Annotated in this window: 15 protein-coding genes; 6 read left to right on the forward strand and 9 right to left on the reverse strand. The window is 36.6% G+C overall.

Features of this window, described 5'->3' with window-relative positions; all coding sequences use genetic code 11:
• The first annotated feature begins 284 nt into the window (after window positions 1-284).
• Window positions 285-1,085, forward strand: a complete 801-nt coding sequence (locus DNG35_RS11890) for a UDP-2,3-diacylglucosamine diphosphatase (protein ID WP_111129479.1) — start codon at window positions 285-287, stop codon at window positions 1,083-1,085.
• Between the two features lie 50 nt (window positions 1,086-1,135).
• The gene (locus tag DNG35_RS11895; protein WP_111129481.1) at window positions 1,136-1,948 is read left to right on the forward strand and encodes a hypothetical protein; all 813 of its coding nucleotides are present in this window, start codon (window positions 1,136-1,138) and stop codon (window positions 1,946-1,948) included.
• Between the two features lie 6 nt (window positions 1,949-1,954).
• Here the strand turns inward: DNG35_RS11895 and DNG35_RS11900 are convergent, their stop codons facing one another.
• Window positions 1,955-4,876, reverse strand: coding sequence for an FAD-binding and (Fe-S)-binding domain-containing protein (locus DNG35_RS11900; protein WP_111129483.1), 2,922 nt, complete (start codon window positions 4,874-4,876; stop codon window positions 1,955-1,957).
• A gap of 108 nt (window positions 4,877-4,984) precedes the next feature.
• On the opposite strand from DNG35_RS11900, the gene DNG35_RS11905 reads away from it, so the two are divergent.
• A complete protein-coding gene (locus DNG35_RS11905; RefSeq protein ID WP_111129485.1) occupies window positions 4,985-5,473 on the forward strand; it encodes a hypothetical protein in 489 nt (162 codons plus the stop codon).
• A gap of 10 nt (window positions 5,474-5,483) precedes the next feature.
• On the opposite strand, the gene bshA is transcribed toward DNG35_RS11905, so the two are convergent.
• Genes bshA through DNG35_RS11940 form a run of 7 tightly spaced genes read right to left on the reverse strand, consistent with a single transcriptional unit; the run spans window position 5,484 to window position 14,383 of the window.
• On the reverse strand, window positions 5,484-6,626 hold the full coding sequence (gene bshA, locus DNG35_RS11910) for an N-acetyl-alpha-D-glucosaminyl L-malate synthase BshA (protein ID WP_111129487.1): 1,143 nt from the start codon (window positions 6,624-6,626) through the stop codon (window positions 5,484-5,486).
• Window positions 6,627-6,630: 4 nt separating this feature from the next.
• The gene (locus tag DNG35_RS11915; protein WP_111129489.1) at window positions 6,631-9,546 is read right to left on the reverse strand and encodes a glycoside hydrolase family 3 N-terminal domain-containing protein; all 2,916 of its coding nucleotides are present in this window, start codon (window positions 9,544-9,546) and stop codon (window positions 6,631-6,633) included.
• A gap of 25 nt (window positions 9,547-9,571) precedes the next feature.
• The gene (locus tag DNG35_RS11920) at window positions 9,572-10,054 is read right to left on the reverse strand and encodes an ABC transporter ATPase (protein WP_111129491.1); all 483 of its coding nucleotides are present in this window, start codon (window positions 10,052-10,054) and stop codon (window positions 9,572-9,574) included.
• 8 nt (window positions 10,055-10,062) lie between these two features.
• On the reverse strand, window positions 10,063-10,854 hold the full coding sequence (locus tag DNG35_RS11925) for a (Fe-S)-binding protein (RefSeq protein WP_111129493.1): 792 nt from the start codon (window positions 10,852-10,854) through the stop codon (window positions 10,063-10,065).
• 26 nt (window positions 10,855-10,880) lie between these two features.
• A complete protein-coding gene (locus DNG35_RS11930) occupies window positions 10,881-12,230 on the reverse strand; it encodes a (Fe-S)-binding protein (protein WP_111129495.1) in 1,350 nt (449 codons plus the stop codon).
• 21 nt (window positions 12,231-12,251) lie between these two features.
• Window positions 12,252-13,199, reverse strand: a complete 948-nt coding sequence (locus DNG35_RS11935) for an MlaD family protein (RefSeq protein WP_111129497.1) — start codon at window positions 13,197-13,199, stop codon at window positions 12,252-12,254.
• A gap of 56 nt (window positions 13,200-13,255) precedes the next feature.
• Window positions 13,256-14,383 (reverse strand): N-acetylmuramoyl-L-alanine amidase, encoded by a 1,128-nt coding sequence (locus DNG35_RS11940; RefSeq protein WP_111129499.1) that lies wholly within the window; start codon window positions 14,381-14,383, stop codon window positions 13,256-13,258.
• 119 nt (window positions 14,384-14,502) lie between these two features.
• Between DNG35_RS11940 and DNG35_RS11945 the strand changes: the two genes are divergently transcribed.
• From DNG35_RS11945 to DNG35_RS11955, 3 genes are read left to right on the forward strand one after another with little or no spacing between them, the layout of a single operon-like run.
• Window positions 14,503-17,190: a putative LPS assembly protein LptD gene (locus tag DNG35_RS11945; RefSeq protein WP_233494489.1), complete on the forward strand. Its 2,688-nt coding sequence runs from the start codon at window positions 14,503-14,505 to the stop codon at window positions 17,188-17,190.
• 3 nt (window positions 17,191-17,193) lie between these two features.
• The gene (locus DNG35_RS11950; RefSeq protein ID WP_111129501.1) at window positions 17,194-17,574 is read left to right on the forward strand and encodes a Rid family detoxifying hydrolase; all 381 of its coding nucleotides are present in this window, start codon (window positions 17,194-17,196) and stop codon (window positions 17,572-17,574) included.
• Between the two features lie 5 nt (window positions 17,575-17,579).
• Window positions 17,580-19,307, forward strand: coding sequence for a sodium:solute symporter family protein (locus DNG35_RS11955; protein WP_111129503.1), 1,728 nt, complete (start codon window positions 17,580-17,582; stop codon window positions 19,305-19,307).
• Between the two features lie 2 nt (window positions 19,308-19,309).
• On the opposite strand, the gene DNG35_RS11960 is transcribed toward DNG35_RS11955, so the two are convergent.
• Window positions 19,310-19,596: T9SS type B sorting domain-containing protein (locus DNG35_RS11960; RefSeq protein ID WP_146228880.1), on the reverse strand; the 287-nt coding region annotated here is incomplete at its 5' end.

The following is a 19,596-nucleotide window of genomic DNA, read 5'->3' on the forward strand; positions in this document are numbered from 1 at the left end:
TTTCATCAAAAAACAATTACTATTTTTAATAATGAAATAAATGTTTAATAACGGTCAACTCTATTCAGGGAAGTTCATTGAAGTTGAAAGTACATCACTGCGAACGCAGAGAAGCAGTCTCTAACTTGAGAATACTTCGTCATTCAATAAATTGAATTCATCGTATTGACGCTATCCTATCCCCTTATTCCTTATTTCTAATCATAACCTTCCCTTTACAAAACATCATCTTTTGGAAACATCGGGATGTAAAATTCTATTGATTTTTGAAAAGAAAACGATTGATGAAAAAACGTAAGTTAGATATTGCGGTCATTTCAGATGTTCACTTAGGTACTTTTGGCTGTCATTCTAAAGAATTGCTCGAATACCTCGACAGTATCAAACCAAAAAAATTGATTCTAAACGGCGATATTATTGATATTTGGCAGTTTAGAAAACGTTACTTCCCTAAATCACACCTAGAGGTCATCAAAAAGATCATTAGTCTTTCTACGCACGGCACAGAAGTCATTTACCTGACGGGAAATCACGACGATTTATTAAGAAAGTTTTCTGATGTCTGCATTGGTAAAATTCAATTGCTGGATAAAATCGTTTTGGAACTTGACGGCAAAAAGGCCTGGTTTTTTCATGGAGATGTGTTTGACGCTTCGATACAAAACACCAAATGGTTGGCAAAACTTGGTGGTTGGGGTTATGATTTGCTTATTCTTTTCAATCGTTTTGTCAATTGGATTTTAGTAAGAATGGGTAAAGAAAAGTTCTCTCTTTCCAAAAAAATAAAGAACAGCGTCAAAAAAGCAGTGAAATACATTAACGATTTTGAAGAAGTAGCGGCAGAACTTGCCATTGAACAGGGTTATAAATATGTAGTTTGTGGTCATATTCACCAGCCACAGATTGTGAGAAAAATCAATAAAAAAGGTTCTTGTCTTTATCTGAACTCGGGAGATTGGGTAGAAAATCTTACCGCATTAGAATACCAAGACAAAAAATGGAAACTCTATTATTACCAGCCAGAATCTTTTGTTCCGCTAGATAACGATCGGCAATCTATCGAGGAATCGGCCATAAGTGCATAAAACATCCTAGTAAATTTGTTTTTTACTATATTTGGGAAAATTAAGAAACTATGAAAACAAATTTTTTATCCCTTATTTTTGCATGTTTATTAGTAGTAGGTTGTAGCTCTGATGATACTAATTCTGGGGAAACCAACAATGCTAATTATATGCCATTAACCGATGGAAATAGTTGGACATACTCCAACACGAGAACTGTAAACGATGACCCTCAACCTAGATCAGTAAATCAACAGGAAACCTTGACGGCAAATAGTTCTGGTCAGAATCAATTTACTTTTACTTCTAACCAACCTGAAGATAACCAAGGTTTATTTACAGGTGTTTTAAGTAAAGGAAGTTTGTCAAAAAGTGGTACAAAGCTACTTTACACCGGAACATATACCGTAAATATGCAAGACCTAGGTTTTGACCCTGTAGATATCGATTTAGAAAACGTCGTTATTTTTGATGCCAATGCAGGAAATAACGAAACCTTAACGACTGAGTCTGGTACCATCAACCAAACCGTAGATGTCCAAGGCCAGAACATACCTTTTACCATCAATTATACTATCGCTACTACGCAACAAGAAATATTAAATACTTATGATGTTGCGGGTACTATTTATGATGATGTATTGGTTTCTGCTTTAGATGTACATCTAGAAGTAAAAGCCGATTTTGGAATAGCTTCTTTTGATGTATTAGCAGAACAAAACGTATTGAAATCTATTAATTATTTCGGAAGTGATGTGGGAATGATTTATAGCACTAATGCTATCAACTATGAATTTGAAGATTTAACTGCTTACGGTTTGATGTATATTGAACCTATAGAAATACAATCCACTCAATCTATTGAATCACACATTATTAATTAATATCATTTAAATTAAAGATTGATATAATATTTGAACAGGATGCAAGGCAATTCTTCCTGTTCCGTCATAGATTTGATGACGACAACTTGTACCATTAGCAACAACTTCGGTTGTTGCTTTTGTTTTTTTGATACTTGGAAAAAGCCTTAAATCACCCATTTGCATACTCACTTTATAATGCTCTTTTTTGTAACCAAAAGAGCCTGCCATGCCACAACAACCTGCATTGATAACCGTAACCTGATGGTTTTTGGGTAGGTTTAAAATATCAAAAGTGTGTTTGCTGTGACTTAAGGATTTCTGATGGCAGTGTGGGTGTATTTTTATCACTCTGGTATCTTCTGAAAATTGAGAAGACTTTATATTTTCTAAAGCAATTTCTTTGGCTAAAAACTCTTCGATAAGAAAAGTGTTTTGAGCGATCGCTTTCGCGGAATTGATATCGTTTGCCAAACGTAAGTATTCGTCTCTAAAGCTCAGAATAGCACTCGGTTCGATACCTATGAGTGGCGTTTCCGCTGTGACGACATCTTTAAAAGCTTCAATATTTTGATTTGCCACTTGTTGAGCTTGTTCTAAAAAACCTTTGCTGATAAAAGCTCTCCCACTTTCCTGGTGTGGAAGGTAAGAAACCCGATAGTTGAGTTTTTGCAATAATTTGATGGCTTCTAAACCAATCTGGGTATCAAGTGTATCTGTAAATTCATCTACAAACAAATAGACTTCCTTAATAGGTTTTTGTGGTTGATTGTTTTCTGCTAATAAGACTTTAAGTTGTTTGGTTAAACTTTTACGACTCACTAGTGGCAAACTTCGCTCAGGAGCAATTCCGCTTAATCTCTTGATAAGTTTTGCTGCGGTTGGGTTTTTATAAAGCCTATTGGTAAAATTTGGTAAAATACTTGCCAATTGATTGATTTTATTGGCATTTCCAAATAGGTAATCGCTTCGCTTTCGCTTGTGGTGTTGGTAATATTGGTATAAGGTTTCTGCCTTGTAGGTTGCCATATCGATATTAGAAGGGCATTCACTTTTACATGCTTTACAACCTACGCATAAGTCTAAAACTTCAATGGCTTCTTTATCATCAAACTGATTTAAATTTCTATTATTGGTAAGCATTTCGCGTAAGACATTTGCCCTGCCACGAGTGGTATCTTTTTCGTTTTTGGTCACGTGATAACTCGGACACATCACTCCGCTGGAAAGTTCGGTCTTACGGCAATCTCCACTTCCATTACAATTTTCGATTGCTCGCAAAAATCCAAAGCTATCGTCAAAGTTCATTAAGGTTTTAATCACTGGCTCTTCTCGATCGGCAACATAACGCAAATCTTCATCGATAGGCTTTGCAGAAACAATTTTTCCAGGATTAAAAATATGATCCGGATCGAAAACAGACTTGGTTTTAATAAATAGTTTATATACCTCTTCTCCTACTAACATTTTTATAAAAGCAGCGCGAACACGGCCATCGCCGTGCTCACCAGAAAAAGCACCTTTATACTTCTTGACCAGTTTTGCAACTTCCAAAGTAATTTGTTTAAATAGCGCTACCTCTTCGCTTTTCTTTAAATTGAGTATTGGTCTAAGGTGCAACTCTCCTGCTCCAGCGTGAGCATAATACACGGCTTTTTGTTGATATCTAGCCATCAATGCTGTAAACTCTTGGATATAACTGGCTAAATCTTCAATTTTTACTGCAGTGTCTTCTATGCAAGCAAGTGTTTTTTTATCGCCTTTTATATTTCCCAAAAGACCTAAACCTGCTTTACGTAGTTCAACCGCCATTTCTATTTCTTCGTCTTGCAAAACAACATTAGCGTAAGAACTTGTGTTTTCCCCTAATTCTTGTTGCAGCGCGGTAATTTTTTCGCTTAAAACGGAATGAGTGTTGGCCCGAAGTTCTAACAATAATATCGCTACTGGGTCTTCCTGGATGAAAAAGCGACTCTCCGCATACTTCAGGTTGGTTTTTGTACAATCGAGAATAGTTTCATCCATCATTTCGCAGGCGTACAAATCATGCTGCATCGTTGGAACCACGGCATTTAAACAATCTTCGATCGAATGAAAATGCGCTGCGATCATTACGGCTTCTGTTGGTGGTAAAGCCTCTAATTGTAATTTGATTTGTGTGATAAAGGCTAAAGTTCCTTCACTACCGGCGATGAGTTTACAAAGATTAAAAGTTTCATTATCATGAGCCTCAAAAAAATCATTATCGATAAGTTTGTCTAGCGCATAACCTGTATTTCTACGATGTATGTTTACGTCGGGAAAGTTCTCGATAATTAAACTTCTGTTTTCTTTTTCACTAAAAGTGGAAGCAAAAAACCGGTAAATTTCACCCTCGAGCGTATTTAATTCTTGTTTCTTCTGAAACTCTGCTTGGGTAAGCGGCTTAAAAACCACTTCAGAACCATCCGAAAGAATAGCTTCGATTTCAATAACCTTATCCCGAGTAACTCCATACTGTATAGAGGTTGAGCCACTAGAATTGTTACCTACCATTCCGCCAAGCATACAGCGATTAGATGTCGATGTATTGGGGCCAAAAAATAATGCAAACTCTTTTAAATATAAATTGAGTTCATCTCTAATGACACCAGGTTCAACAGTAACCGTTTTATTTTCTTTATCTAGTGAAATGATATGGGTAAAATTTTTGGAAATGTCGACTACAATTCCGTTACCAACACATTGACCTGCCAATGAAGTTCCGGCAGCTCGCGGGATAATGCCTATTTTGTTTTGATGGCAAAACTCGATAAGCTTTATAACATCTCTTTTATGCCTTGGAATACAAACTGCCAACGGGTATTCTCGATAAACAGAAGCATCGGTAGCATACATTTTTTTGTATAAACTACTTGTAAATAATTCTCCGTCAATTTGCTGTTGAAGTTGGTGCAGTTTTTTGTCCATTTATTGCATTAACACTTATTAAGTAATATTAACAAAACATTATTTTTTTTCATCTGAAAGATAGCGTTTTTACAAGTACTTTTGAGAAAACATAAAAATAAATTAACTATGAAAAAACTTTTTTTAACCGTTTTGCTTGCTGTAGGAGCTTTTAGTTTATCTTCTGCTCAAGAAATAGCAAAAAATGCGCTCGGTCTTAGAATTGGTGGCGGAAATGGTTATGGCGCAGAAGTTTCTTACCAAAGAGGTTTGGGCGATAACAATCGACTAGAATTGGATTTAGGGTGGAGAAACGACCGTAATTTCGATGCTGTAAAACTAGCAGCTTTGTACCAATGGGTTTGGAACATAGAGGGAGGTTTCAATTGGTATCTTGGTGTTGGTGGTGGTATCGGTAGTGTTGAGGATAAAAGAAATGATTTTGATCACGATGACGGAGCCTTTGCTTTTGTTGCAGGTAACATAGGTATCGAATACAACTTTGATATTCCGTTATTGATTTCGCTAGATTTTAGACCAGAAATTGGTTTTTCAGATTATGATGTAATTGATGATTTCGGACCAGATATTGCTTTAGGCGTTAGGTACCAGTTCTAAATAGAAAAATTTATAGAGACTTTGCCTTAAAGTTTGCTAAGGTTCTTTCGTAAATAGACTCATATTTCGGAATAATCAATTCAATATCAAACTTTAAGGCATTTTCTTTTGCATTTTTTTTGAACTGTTCTAATCGGGTTTCCTCTTCTAAAATGTAGATTCCCTTTTCTGCCATTTCTTCCACATTTCCTACATCGCTTAAGAAACCACTAAAACCTTGGGTATTTACTTCTGGCAGACCTCCTGTATTAGAAGATATTACCGGAACATTATAAGTCATCGCTTCCAAAGCCGCCAAACCAAAGCTTTCGTTTTGTGACGGTAATAAAAACAAATCTGAGAAACATAAAATCTTTTCTATCTCATTACTTTCACCTAAGAAAACTACTTTATCTTTCAAGTTGTATTTGTTCACCAAAGCTTTCGCGGAAATCACTTCCGGACCTTCACCAACCATTAATAACTTCGATTTTACTTTTTGTTGGATTCTGTAAAAAATGTCAATGACATCATCAATACGTTTTACTTTTCTAAAATTACTGATGTGCGTGATGATTTTTTCGTCTTCGTTTGCCATCAATTCACGCTGACAATCGGTAAAAACATTTTTGGTTTTTTTATTGTCGATAAAGTTAGGTACAACTTCAATTTCATTTTTGATATCAAACAATCGTAAAGTATCTTGCTTTAAACTATCAGAAACCGAAGTTACAGCATCACTTTTATTGATACTGAAAGTTACAGCGGGTTTATAAAACGGATGGTTTCCTACAAGTGTAATGTCTGTTCCGTGCAAGGTCGTGACCATCGGAATATAAATACTTTCTTCCTCCAACATTTTCTTAGCCATATATCCCGCGTAAGCGTGAGGAATGGCATAATGCACATGTAGCAACTCTATACCGTGTAATTTGACCATATCGACCAATTTACTCGATAGTGCCAACTCGTATGGCTGATAGTGAAAAAGCGGATAATCAGGTACGTTGACTTCATGAAAATAGATGTTTTTTGAAAGGTGTTCTAAACGAACGGGTTGTTTGTAAGTGATAAAATGCACCTCGTGACCGCGAGTTGCCAAACGCATTCCTAATTCGGTGGCAACCACTCCACTTCCACCAAAAGTGGGATAACAAACAATTCCTATTTTCATTTTTTTATTTGATAATTGCGTTATATATAATCTGCTGAATCTTTGTTCTGATATCTTCTTGAATGAGCTTTCTGTTCTCGGCATCAGGAAAAGTTCTATTCGATAAAAATACGTAAACTATTTCTTCTTCTGGATCTGCCCAAGCCATAGTTCCGGTAAAGCCAGTATGACCAAAACTTTTCATAGAGACACAGCCACAAGTCGGGCCAACTCTTTTTAGTTGCGGCTTATCAAAACCAAGCCCTCTTCTCGTCTCCTTGTGACAATAATAACAGGTGTTGAACTTATCGATAGTCGATTTTTTGAAATATTGTTTTCCACCATAACTACCGCCATTTAAATACATTTGCATGATTTTAGCAACATCATTGGCATTACTAAAAATTCCTGCGTGACCTCCAATATTGCCTTGCATTGCCGCTCCTTGATCGTGTACATATCCTTGCACAGTGGTTTCGCGCCAATAGCTATCGACTTCTGTTGGAGGAATTCTACTAAGGTCAAAACGTTCTAAGGGCAAATAGCCCGTGTTATTAGCACCCAAGAATCCATAATATTGTTCTTGTGTGAGTTCATGTAAGTTTTGTTGATAATATTTTTCTAAATACTCTTTCAACAAATAATAAGGCAAGTCACTGTATTTGTATTCAATCTTTTTCATCAGCTCGCTTTCGCGAATTTCCTTCACGATAGAATCGTTCATATCATTTCTAATCCATAAGTTTTGAGCTACTTGTACATCAAAACCTTTGGTTTTAAAAGGACGATAATAATCTGAAGAAGCCGTTTTGGTCTTGTTATCTAACGTAGAAATATAAAAGGGAAGCCAAGCCTTTAAGCCTGCATAATGACTCAACATTTGCTTTAGCGTAATGTTCTTTTTATCTGAGTTTTTAAATGCTGGCAGCAATTCAGAAAGCTTGGTGTCTAACGAAATTTCTCCCAATTCTTCTAACTTCATCACCAACGGTAAAGTCGCCAATATTTTGGTAAGTGATGCTACATCATAAATGGTCGTATCTGTTACCGCGGTTTTATTTTCGTACGTGTGATAACCATAGTTCTTCTGAAAAATAACTTTTCCTTTTCGAGCAACCAATACTTGGAAACCAGGTGTCATTTTGTCTTCTAAAACCATTTCTGCAATCGAATCTATTTGCTGAAGCATATCACTACGCATTCCTACACTTTCGGGCAAACCGTATTGTAAACGTTGTATCGCTTTGGTTTTAAACTGCGTGCCTTCGGGGAAATTTTTCCCTAAAGAAACTGGTAATTTCCCTTTGATATCGATAGCTCCAAAAATAGCTTGCGCTACTTTTTCTTGACTTATTTTGCTGTTTTGATAGCCTAAAACAATGCTTTTGATATTCGTTGTAGACTGTACATCCAATAAAGCATAAGGCCGAGAAAAAGTTGCTAAAACAACTTTATTTTGTATAGAAATTTGATGCAAAAGATTAAGCTCTTCTTCTGTAAATTTATAGTCTTTCCAAGGAGAATCGTTTGAAGTATGATGTCCCACAATCACTAGATCATAGTTTTTAATACGTGTAGATAGACTTGCTACTGAAGCGGTATCTAATTTCTCTACAAAAGTATACTTGTTTAATGTGTGATAAAAAGCATCGCCATTAGCGCTACCCATATGCAGGTAAGCAATTTTGGTGTCTTTTAGTTTTCTTATCGGAAGTATAGCGTTGTTGTTTTTGATAAGCGTGATCGCGTTTTCCATCAATTCTTCATATAACAGATCATTTTCTATGTGATTTAAATCCTGATAAAGATGGGTTGTATCAACAGCTTGGTAATGGTGTAAGCCAACTTTGTATTTTGCCGATAATATTTTTTTGACCGATTCTTCTAAACGAACTTTCAGTTTTTTACTTTCTTCAACTTTTTCTTTGATTAATTCATATGCTTTCGGAACATCTCCTGAAATCAATAAAATATCGTTTCCTGCTTCAAAAGCGGCTAATTCAATTTCTCCAGGGCTATCATAATTAGATGCTCCTTTCATATTGAGCGCATCGGTAAAAATGAGTCCTTTATAATTAAGTTTTTTCTTGAGTAGATCGGTTATAATTTTTTTAGAAAGCGACGAGGGCAAACCATCCTTAGGTTCTAGTTCGGGTACGTTTAAATGAGCAACCATAATACTCGAAACTCCTTTATGGATCATCTCATAATAAGGGTACATTTCCAAACTATCCAACCGATCTCGATCAAACGGAATCGTGGGCAAACTCTTATGCGAATCGACATCGGTATCACCGTGACCGGGAAAATGTTTGGCGTTGCTCAACACATTTTCCTGATGCATTCCTTGCATAAAAGCGACCGCTTTTTCGGTCACGTTCGCTTTGTTTTCACCAAAAGAACGATTTCCGATAATCGGATTTGCAGGATTGGTATTGATATCTACCACCGGAGCAAAATTGATGTGTACTCCCAATCGCTTGTTGTGTTTGGCAATATACCTGCCGGTTTCTCTAACCAAATGATAATTTTCGATAGCACCGAGCGTCATATTCCAAGGGAAAGCATAAGTAGAATCCAATCGCATAGCCAAGCCCCATTCGGCATCCATCGCAACCAATAAGGGTACTTTAGAAAGTTCCTGAAACTCATTGTTCATCTTGGCTTGCCTCTGCGGACCTCCTTTAGAGAAAATCACACCACCAATATGATAATTTTTAATCAGTTCTTTTATTTTATCGGCTGCAGGCTTGCCTTGACTCGAGAAAATATCAACCATAAAAAGTTGCCCTACTCTTTCCTCTACAGACATTTGGTTGTAAACACTATCTACCCATTTTTTCTGTACGGTAGGGTTTTCGCTTGCAAGCGGATTTTTTTGAGCATTTACAGTAAGAATGCTAAAGAAACATAAAATGAGTAAAGAAAATAGGTTCCTCATAAAAGTTGAGCAATGTTTGATGTTTTTACAGAAATCTATTATGCCAACTTTGTGCCAAGGGTACTTCCCAATCTGATAAAAATTCTGATTTGGTATTGACCAAATTATTAAAAACAATGGTATTTGCAGAAACCGAGCGGTCTTTTACCATTTTCTTGAAATCGATAAGTGGCTTATAGGCAATATATTCACCTTGTTTAAAACTTACGTTCATCTTATCGAGTAAATCGACTTTATATGTTTTTTCTAATTCTTGAATAAAATGTACTGAAGCATCTATAGAACAACCTGTCGCCGATTGACTTTCTTGGTTAAGCCCAATCACTAAAAAGCGATTATATTTGAGGTCAAACCCGGCTTGAAGGTCTTTTCCGTGAGCTGTCCACTGTTCTAAAAATCGGGTGGTTTTATCGGTAATTTCTTTTTGTTCTTCTTCCGTGAAAGATCGATTGGCTTGGTATATCCAAATACGTGCCTCATCGGGTAATTCCTTAAAATCTACAAGCATCTTCTTTTTTATAAATCTTGGGCTTGAGCAATCATTTCGGCTACATCAAGCACCTCTATATCGTTTTCTTTATTTTTATTTTTTACGCCGTCGGTCATCATGGTATTGCAAAACGGACAACCAGCAGCAATCATATCGGGTTGGGTTTCTAAAGCCTGTTCGGTACGTAAAATATTAACATCTTTATTTCCCGGTTCTGGCTCTTTAAACATTTGAGCTCCACCAGCACCACAACAAAGCCCGGCTTTTTTACATTTACGCATTTCTACCAACTCTACTTCCAACTTTTGAAGTAATTCTCTAGGCGCTTCAAAAACACCATTGGCTCTTCCCAAATAGCAAGGGTCGTGAAAAGTAATACGTTTTCCTTTGAATTTTCCACCTTCAACCGTCATTCTCCCCTCTTCCAGTAGTGACTTTAAAAATTGGGTGTGGTGTATAACTTCGTAGTTTCCGCCAAGGTCAGGGTATTCGTTTTTTAACGTATTGAAACAATGTGGGCAAGCCGTTACTATTTTTTTGATTTCATATCCATTTAACACCTGGATATTCATTGCTGCTTGCATTTGAAATAAAAATTCGTTTCCAGCCCTTTTTGCAGGATCACCTGTACAGCTTTCTTCGGTTCCTAATACCGCAAATTCTACTCCAGCTTTGTGCAATAGCTTTACAAAAGCTTTGGTTATTTTTTTCGCTCTATCGTCAAAACTTCCGGCACAACCTACCCAAAATAAAACCTCTGGAGCTTTACCTTGTGAAAGGAATTCTGCCATTGTCGGGACTTTAATCTCTTCTGTCATTTTTTAATCGTTTTTTTAAACAATTACTATTTTTCTTGTGACCAATTCATTCTATCCATTTGGTTGTAAGGCCAGGGTGCACCGTTATTTTCGATATTACCCATTGCAATGTTCAATTCGTTTGGAGCAGCGCTTTCTTCCATCACCAAATACCTGCGCATATCCATAATAATCGACAATGGGTCGATACCGATTGGACAAGCCTCTACACAAGCGTTGCAAGTAGTACAGGCCCAAAGCTCTTCTTTGGTGATATAATCGTTTAATAATTGTTTATTGTCATTTTCAAACTTTCCGTTTTTGTCGATATTTTTACCAACCTCTTCCAGACGATCTCGGGTATCCATCATAATCTTACGTGGCGAAAGCTTTTTACCGGTTTGGTTGGCTGGACATTCTGCAGTACATCGTCCACATTCGGTACAGGTATAGGAGTTAAGCAATTGCACCCAATTGAGGTCTTGCACATCGGAAGCTCCAAATTTATCGGGGATAGCTGCGCTTTCCGCGGAAGCATCATCTGCTGGAACGGCAAACGGATCTGCATTCGGATCCATCATTAAAGCTACTTCATTTTTTACGGCTTCTAGGTTGTTGAACTCACCTTGCGGTTGAAGTTTTGCAAAATAGGTGTTTGGAAAAGCCAAAAGAATATGTAAGTGCTTTGAATAATATAGGTAGTTCAAGAAAAATAAAACGCCGAGGATGTGTAACCACCAAGCGGTTCTTTCTATAAAAATTAGACTTGAAATACTCAGCCCGTCAATTAAGGGTAATAAAAACTGGCTAACAGGAAAAGCCCCGATAATTCCAGCTTCGTTGGCATAGTGGTCTGCCCCTACTAGTTGCAATTGATAATCTGCAGCGTTCATGGTTAAAAATAAAACCATCAAAATCATTTCAAAATACAGAATATTATTAGCATCATTTTTTGGCCAGCTGGTCATTTCATTGGCCCAAAAGCGCTTTAACCTGATGACATTTCTTCTGATCCAAAAAACGATTACCCCTACTAAAACCAGTAAAGCCAATATTTCGAACGAACCAATAAGAAAATCATAGAAACCACCCATAAATGATAATACTCGATGCGTACCAAAAATACCATCGATTACAATTTCTATCATTTCGATATTGATGATAACAAAACCTAAATAAACCACAATGTGCAAAATACCTGCAATAGGTCTTTTTACCATTTTAGATTGCCCGAGAGCAACCATTGCCATATTTTTAAAACGTTTGCTGGGTTGGTCCCTTCTGTTGATTGTTTTTCCGAGCTTGATATTACGAACAAGCTTTTTTACGTTTCTGATAAAAAAGTAAATGGCAAAAATTAATGCTAAGACAAATAATATTTGTGATAGAATGGCCATAATTGGGTTGGTTTTTATTTTTTATTCGCTTCGGTCTTCAGGTTGTTCATAATCACCTGGTTTTTTTCCAAAAACAGAGAAATGAACATATCGTTTTGGATTGAGCTTGATGTCTTGTAACAGTTGCTCTAATTGTCGTGTTGCATTTTCTAAGTTTTCATAAACAGCATCGTCATTAAGCAGTTTACCCGCAGAACCTTTTCCGTTTTGTAAGCCTTCTGAGATTTCCTTAAAATCACTGGCAACAGCTTCAAAATCATTGACAATTTTATTAAACTCTAGTTTAGATATGGAGTCGGATAAGGTTTTAAAATTTGCCGACATATCATCTAGATTAGTAAAAGTACGATCAAGTTTTGCTTGATTCTCTCCAAGAATTCCGTTTATTTTTTCGGTTGCACCACTAAAAGATTTCGCCGTAGCGCTTAAGCTTGTAAACGTTGATTTTAAATCGGCTCTGGTTTCTGCATTTAAGACTTCTTTCAAGGCATATAATAGCGAATCTGCATTTACGATGGCACTTTCTAGTTTTTGTTGAAGTGGAGATAACCTGTCGTTGACGATTTCCAGTAGACCATCTTCAATATCAGACTTTAAGGTATCTCCAGATTTTGCTTGCGGACCGTCGTATACCGGAATAATCGCCATACTTTTCCCCCCGATAAGATTACCTCCATAAATGCGAGCGACACTGTTTTTAGAAAATTTGAAATCACTTTGTACATTCATCGTCACCAAGATATTTCCTTTCTCGTCTAAAAACTCAATATCTGAAACCGTACCTATTTGCAGACCGTTAATGGTCACAGGAGATGAAGTCGCAAGACCTTGTGCTTCATTGTATGTTGCATAAAAAGTTCTGTGGTTGTTAAGTAAGTTATTGCCCTTAAGGTAACTGTAACCAAATATTAAAAGAATGATGGCAATAATAACCAACAACGCTGTTTTTACTTCTCTAGTTATTTTCAAGTGTGCTAATTTTTATTGTTAACAAATTTAATGAAATTAAATATAGAAAAGTAAGATTAATCTTTTTTAGTTTTTAACGCGTCATTAACGCTAATCTTTTTTTCGTCTTTAAAAGCAACTATATAACTGTTTTCGTAGCCTGCTTTTTTGGCCTCTTCCAAAAAATTTTGTACTTCTTTGTAACTACTTGTTGCTCCATAATAGTATTTGTAATACTTGCCTTCTTTTTCTCTCGAAATATTTTGCAAGCCTTTGAAATTATAGGGGTTGGTTTCTATCGCTGTAGAACCTGCGGCTACTTGTACTTTAAAAGTAATATCGTCGTAATTATCGGTGTATTCTTTTTTATTGTTTTGAGAACTTGATGCTTCATTTATTTCAATAGGAGTATTAAATAAGTTTAGGTTGAGACTCTTTTTGTAGTTTAGGATACCATTTTCAATCGATTTTGCTACATCACTTTTTCCTTTACTCGAATTAAGATAGCTTCCTTCTGGTTTATAAGAAAGAAAACCAATTTCTGTTAAAACACTCGGCATCACTGTTTCGCGTAACACTAATAGTCCGGCTTGTTTTACACCTCTGTTGACACGTTTTAGTTTGTTGGTATATTCTTTCTGAATAAAATCTGCCAATAAAATACTTTGATCGAGGTATTCTTCTTGCATTAGCGTCATCCCGATATAAGAAGATTTATCGTTAGGATCAAAACCTCCGTACGTAACCTCATAATCTTCTTCTAAATAAATTACCGAGTTTTCTTTCATGGCAATTTCTAAGTTAGCTTTACTGTTGTGCAGCCCTAAAACAAAAGTTTCTGTCCCGTGAGCAGAAGAACCATGAGCATTACAGTGTATAGAAACAAACAAATCGGCTTTGGCATCATTGGCAATTTGAGCTCTCTTGTGCAAAGGAATAAAAACATCGGTTTTGCGAGTGTAGATTACCTTGATATCTTGGTGCTTTTCAAGCTCTTTTCCTACCGCTAAAGCGACATCCAAAGCAATGTGTTTCTCATAATAACCACTTCCTCTATTTCCCGGGTCGTGACCACCGTGACCAGCATCTATAACCACCACAAATTGTTTTTTAGAACTGTTTTGGGCTTGTAGGTTTAAAACAGAAGTAAAAAAAAGAAAAACAAATGCGACTAAGAGGTATGATTTATGATGTTTAAAATACATATATACTGAATTGTCTTTAAATCGTTATTTTTATAAATTGTACATATACCTTAGAAAAATATATGTAATTTTGAGCTTTCAAAAAGTAAGCCAAAAGTATAAAAAATAGTTCTGAAACATTGCAAAACCCATATTTTTACATATTCTTCTTTTTCCTTTTTGCAATCGTTGGCACTTCTTCTCTTTTTGGCCAAGAATTCGACACCATCACAAAAGTAAATATTCGAGCAGAAAAAGAAATCGATATTCCGCTAAAAGACAGCTTAAAACCTATCGATTCTGTAAAGATAGATAGTGTAAAACCTAAAAAATCTTTCTTAGAACATGATGTAGTTTCAACGGCAAAAGGTTACAAATATTATGATGTAAAAAGCGGGAAAGCTTATTTGTATGACCAAGCCGTGATTACATATGGTGATATGAAAATAGAAGCAGGACTTATTATTTTAGATAGGAATAAGAGTGAAATTTACGCCTACGGAATTGTTGATTCTACGGGAACCTACCTACAAAGACCAATTTTCACACAGGCAAACAACGTTGCAGAACCCGATAGTATTCGGTTTAATTTTAAAACACAACGAGCTTTGGTACACAATACCAGAACCAAACAATCTGAGTTTAACGTAAAAGCCGAAGTTACCAAAAAAGAAAACGATTCGGTGTATTACATGAAGAATGTAAAATTTACCACTTCCGAAGATATCGAAGATCCAGAATATTACTTTTTTGCACGAAAGATAAAATTCGTTCCCGACGAAAAGATTGTGACAGGTTTTGTCAATATGTATATCGCTGATGTACCCACACCTTTAGGCTTGCCTTTTGGCTATTTTCCGCTTACGGAAGATCGAGCTTCAGGATTTATCATTCCGTCGTTTGGTGACAACCAAAACCGTGGTTATTTCCTCCAAAACGGAGGGTATTATTTCAACATTAGTGATTATGTAGATTTGGCAGTTTTAGGAGATTATTATACCAACGGAAGTTACGGTTTGCGAGCAGAATCGAGTTATGCTTATCGTTATCGCTTTGGCGGAAATATAAACATACGTTATGAAAAACTTTTAAATAGCGAACCTGGTTTTCCTGATTATTCAGAACAGTCTATTTACAACATCACTTGGAACCATAGACAAGACCCAAAAGCTAATCCATCGCGTTTGTTTACTGCTTCAGTTAACTTAGGTAGTAGTCGTTATTATCAAGAAACCATTAATCAAAATAATACCGGAAATTTTTTGAACAATAATATGAGTTCATCTATTTCTTATAACAAAACCTTTAGTGGCGAACCTGGTGTTAACCTTACTATTGCAGCCACACACAACCAAAACACCAATACACAAGAAATTAACATGACCTTGCCGTCTGTTAATGCCAGTATCGATAGAATTTATCCTTTTGCACCAAAAGCAGGCACTAAAAAAGGAATTATTCAAAACATCAACTTTCAATACAGCTTACGCGGAGAAAATAGATTTCGAACGACGGACTCGTTATTTTTTAAGCCCGAAATGTTTAGAGATGCTCAAACAGGTATTCAACACAGTATTCCGATTAACACCAACTTTAAGATATTCAATCATTTCAGCGTAAGTGCAGGTACAAATTTTCAGGAAAACTGGGTTTTTAAAACCATTAGCCGCGAATATGATGCTATAGAGCAAGAAGTAGTTACTGACACCGTAAACGGATTTGATGCCTATAGAACTTACAATTTTAATACAAGTATAGGAACAACGGTTTACGGGTATTTTAATTTTGGTAAAGACAAAAAAATTCAAACCATTAGACACGTAGTTCGCCCATCTTTGAGTTATAGCGTCAACCCAAAATTTGATGAGTTTTATGATACTTATCTTATTCCTGCGACTTCAGGTTTACCAGAAGAAGTGGTAGAATACACGCGCTTTGAAGGCGGTTTGTTTGGTGCTCCTGGCAATCGTTATTCCAGTAGTATTGGCTTTTCGCTAACCAATGATTTTGAAGCCAAAATGAAATCTAAAGACACCACCGCAACAGAGCCTGTCAAGCGTAAATTATTAAATAACTTACAATTTACCACTGCCTATGATATGGCTGCCGATTCTTTAAATCTTAGCCCTATACAGGTAAGAGGTGTTTTGCCTGTGGTACAAGACAAATTTGACATCAATTTTAATGGGGCATTAGATCCTTACGCTCTAAATAACAGCAATCAAAGAATCAATACGCTCAACATCAATAATGGTGGGAGTCTTTTACGCTTGACCCGTGCCAACGTAAGCTTTGGGTACAATTTTTCGAGTAAACTCTTCGAAAAAGGAGCTAAAGACGAAGAAGAACCTGACAAGTTAGAAGATGAAACCTTTAGAAATGGAGGTCGTCCAGATGATTTATTTGGTCGCGGTACCAATCAAGACGGTACACTTTATGAAGACGAAGAACAGGAAGAAAATGAGGATGATATCAATCAAGAATGGTACAATTATAAAATTCCTTGGGATTTACGATTATCTTATACCATGACCTATGACAACCTGCGACGACAAGATGAGATTTCTTCCCACTCTATCATGTTTTCTGGTAACATAGAAATTGCTCCCCGATGGACAATCGGAGCTTCCTCAGGTTATGATGTTAAAAATAAAGGTTTTACATTTACACAATTGCGTTTTCAGCGTGACTTAGAAAGTTGGCAAATGTCTTTCAACTGGACGCCGTTTGGGGTAAGAGAATCTTGGTATTTTTACATCGGAATTAAAGCCAGTGTATTGAGTGATATCAAATACGACAAAAACAGAGAACGCGATAGATCTTTATAATATATGAAAAAAATTATTACAACTAACCTAGCTCCTGCTCCAATTGGTCCTTACAATCAAGCTGTTTTGGCAGGAAATACGTTATACACAAGCGGACAAATTGCTATAAACCCGCAAACAAGCCAATTGGAGATCGAAAATTTAGAAGACGAAACACATTTGGTGATGAAGAACCTACAAACGGTTTTAGAAGCTGCCGATATGACATTTGAGAATGTGGTAAAAACCAGTATTTTTATTAGTGATATGAACAATTTTCAGCGCATCAACAGTGTGTATGCTCAATATTTTGATGAAGCAACTGCTCCAGCTCGTGAAACCGTAGAAGTTGCCAATTTACCAAAATTTGTAAATGTCGAAATTAGCGCCATCGCTATAAAATAAGACTTATGATTTTATCTACCTTAGACTGGATCTTAATTATTTCCTTTTTTGTCATCAGTTTATTGGTGGGTGTGTTGGTTTATTTTAAAAGCAGTAAAAATGTAGATAGCTTTTTCTTATCCAACCGAAATATGCCATGGTGGCTTCTCGGTGTTTCAATGGTGGCAACCACTTTTGCAGCCGACACCCCAGGTTTGGTAGCGGGTATTGTGAGGACCGATGGTGTCTATGGAAACTGGATTTGGTGGGCTTTTCTCCTTACCGGAATGTTAACGGTATTTTTCTATGCTAAACTTTGGCGAAAAAGTAACATTACGACCGATTTAGAATTTTATGAAATCCGCTACAGCGGAAAAAGTGCCGCATTTCTAAGAGGTTTTAGAGCCATCTACCTCGGAGTTTTCTTCAATATTATCATCATGGCAACCGTCTGTTTGGCGGCTATAAAAATTGGTCACGTCATGTTTGGTTTTTCAGAACTACAAACCTTGGTGATTGCTTCTATCGTTACGGTTGTTTATTCGCTCCTCGGCGGATTAAAAGGTGTACTCATTACCGATTTTATCCAATTTATCATTGCCATGGTGGGTAGTATTTGGGCAAGTATTTATATTATTAATCTTCCAGAAATTGGTGGTTTGGACAAATTATTATCCAACGAAAATGTAATTGCCAAAACCCCTATTTTCCCTGATTTCTCAAATCTCGAGGTGCTTATTCCGCTAATTATTATTCCGATTGCCGTACAATGGTGGAGCGTTTGGTATCCTGGAGCAGAACCTGGTGGCGGTGGTTATATCGCCCAACGTATGTTGGCAGCAAAAGACGAAAAAAATGCGATTGCGGCAACGCTATTTTTTAATATTGCTCATTATGCACTAAGACCTTGGCCATGGATTATGATTGGTTTAGCTTCTTTGGTGATTTATCCTAATCTATCTGATTTAGCGACAGCTTTTCCCGAGTTGGACCAGTCGTTTATAAAAGACGATTTATCCTATCCCGCGATGCTCTCTTTTTTGCCATCGGGTTTGCTTGGTATTGTGGTCACTTCACTTATTGCTGCTTTTATGAGTACCATTTCTACCCATCTCAATTGGGGAAGTAGTTATGTTGTGAATGATTTTTATGCTCGATTTGTCGATAAAAATGCCTCTGAAAAAAAGAAAGTTCTTGTGGGTAGAATTTCCACTTTAGTGATGATGTTTTTAGCGTGTTTATTGTCATTGGTGCTTGAAGAAGCAAGAGACGCTTTCAATCTTTTACTGCAAATTGGTGCAGGAACTGGTTTGTTATTTATTTTACGATGGTTCTGGTACCGTATCAATCCGTTTAGCGAGATCACAGCGATGATAGTTTCCTTTTTGGTAGCCATCTTCTTTTTTGTCAATAGTAAATTAGACCAACCTTGGTTTGAATTGGCTTCACATTGGCAGTTGGTCATTGGGGTGGTCGTAACCACACTTTCGTGGATTGTGGTAAGCTTCCTAACTCAACCTTCCTCACAAGAAAAATTAAGTGCTTTTGAAAAATTAGTCTTTGGAAATGAAAGCAAATTTAAAAACATCAACTACAAAGTCTTAGCTTTTATTACGGCAACCATTGGGGTTTACGCTTTACTTTTTGGAACAGGTTACTTTATTTATCAGGAAATCACAAAAGCAATCATTGCTATCTTAGTTGCCATCATTGCTTTTTCTGTTATTGTAATTTACTGGAAGAAGATCGTTTAAATTTACCTTTTGAGGGTCATGTTATCTTTTAATTCTTTCCTTCTCAATTGGCCAGAAGCGTTATCTAATTCCTGATACTCTACCCTAAACCAATAATCACCGCTGGGCATTTGCTCACCATTATAGGTCCCGTCCCATCCTTCTCCCATAGGGCTGATCTGCTTCAGGAGCTTGCCGTACCTGTCGAAGATATAGATCTTCGCCGAGGGATCGCTCTCCGCCAGTCCGTAGATGTTCCAGGTGTCGTTGTAGCCATCGTTGTTCGGAGTGAAGAACGCCGGGTAGTCCA

This window comes from Mesonia sp. K7 (genome assembly GCF_003233725.1).
Lineage (GTDB): Bacteria > Bacteroidota > Bacteroidia > Flavobacteriales > Flavobacteriaceae > Mesonia.

What these genes read in the sequence shown, in the direction of transcription:
- DNG35_RS11890 (WP_111129479.1), top strand. Translation starts at nt 285, where the DNA reads ATGAAAAAACGTAAGTTAGATATTGCGGTCATTTCAGATGTTCACTTA.
- DNG35_RS11895 (WP_111129481.1), top strand. Translation starts at nt 1,136, where the DNA reads ATGAAAACAAATTTTTTATCCCTTATTTTTGCATGTTTATTAGTAGTA.
- DNG35_RS11900 (WP_111129483.1), bottom strand. Translation starts at nt 4,876, where the DNA reads ATGGACAAAAAACTGCACCAACTTCAACAGCAAATTGACGGAGAATTA.
- DNG35_RS11905 (WP_111129485.1), top strand. Translation starts at nt 4,985, where the DNA reads ATGAAAAAACTTTTTTTAACCGTTTTGCTTGCTGTAGGAGCTTTTAGT.
- bshA (WP_111129487.1), bottom strand. Translation starts at nt 6,626, where the DNA reads ATGAAAATAGGAATTGTTTGTTATCCCACTTTTGGTGGAAGTGGAGTG.
- DNG35_RS11915 (WP_111129489.1), bottom strand. Translation starts at nt 9,546, where the DNA reads ATGAGGAACCTATTTTCTTTACTCATTTTATGTTTCTTTAGCATTCTT.
- DNG35_RS11920 (WP_111129491.1), bottom strand. Translation starts at nt 10,054, where the DNA reads ATGCTTGTAGATTTTAAGGAATTACCCGATGAGGCACGTATTTGGATA.
- DNG35_RS11925 (WP_111129493.1), bottom strand. Translation starts at nt 10,854, where the DNA reads ATGACAGAAGAGATTAAAGTCCCGACAATGGCAGAATTCCTTTCACAA.
- DNG35_RS11930 (WP_111129495.1), bottom strand. Translation starts at nt 12,230, where the DNA reads ATGGCCATTCTATCACAAATATTATTTGTCTTAGCATTAATTTTTGCC.
- DNG35_RS11940 (WP_111129499.1), bottom strand. Translation starts at nt 14,383, where the DNA reads ATGTATTTTAAACATCATAAATCATACCTCTTAGTCGCATTTGTTTTT.
- DNG35_RS11950 (WP_111129501.1), top strand. Translation starts at nt 17,194, where the DNA reads ATGAAAAAAATTATTACAACTAACCTAGCTCCTGCTCCAATTGGTCCT.
- DNG35_RS11955 (WP_111129503.1), top strand. Translation starts at nt 17,580, where the DNA reads ATGATTTTATCTACCTTAGACTGGATCTTAATTATTTCCTTTTTTGTC.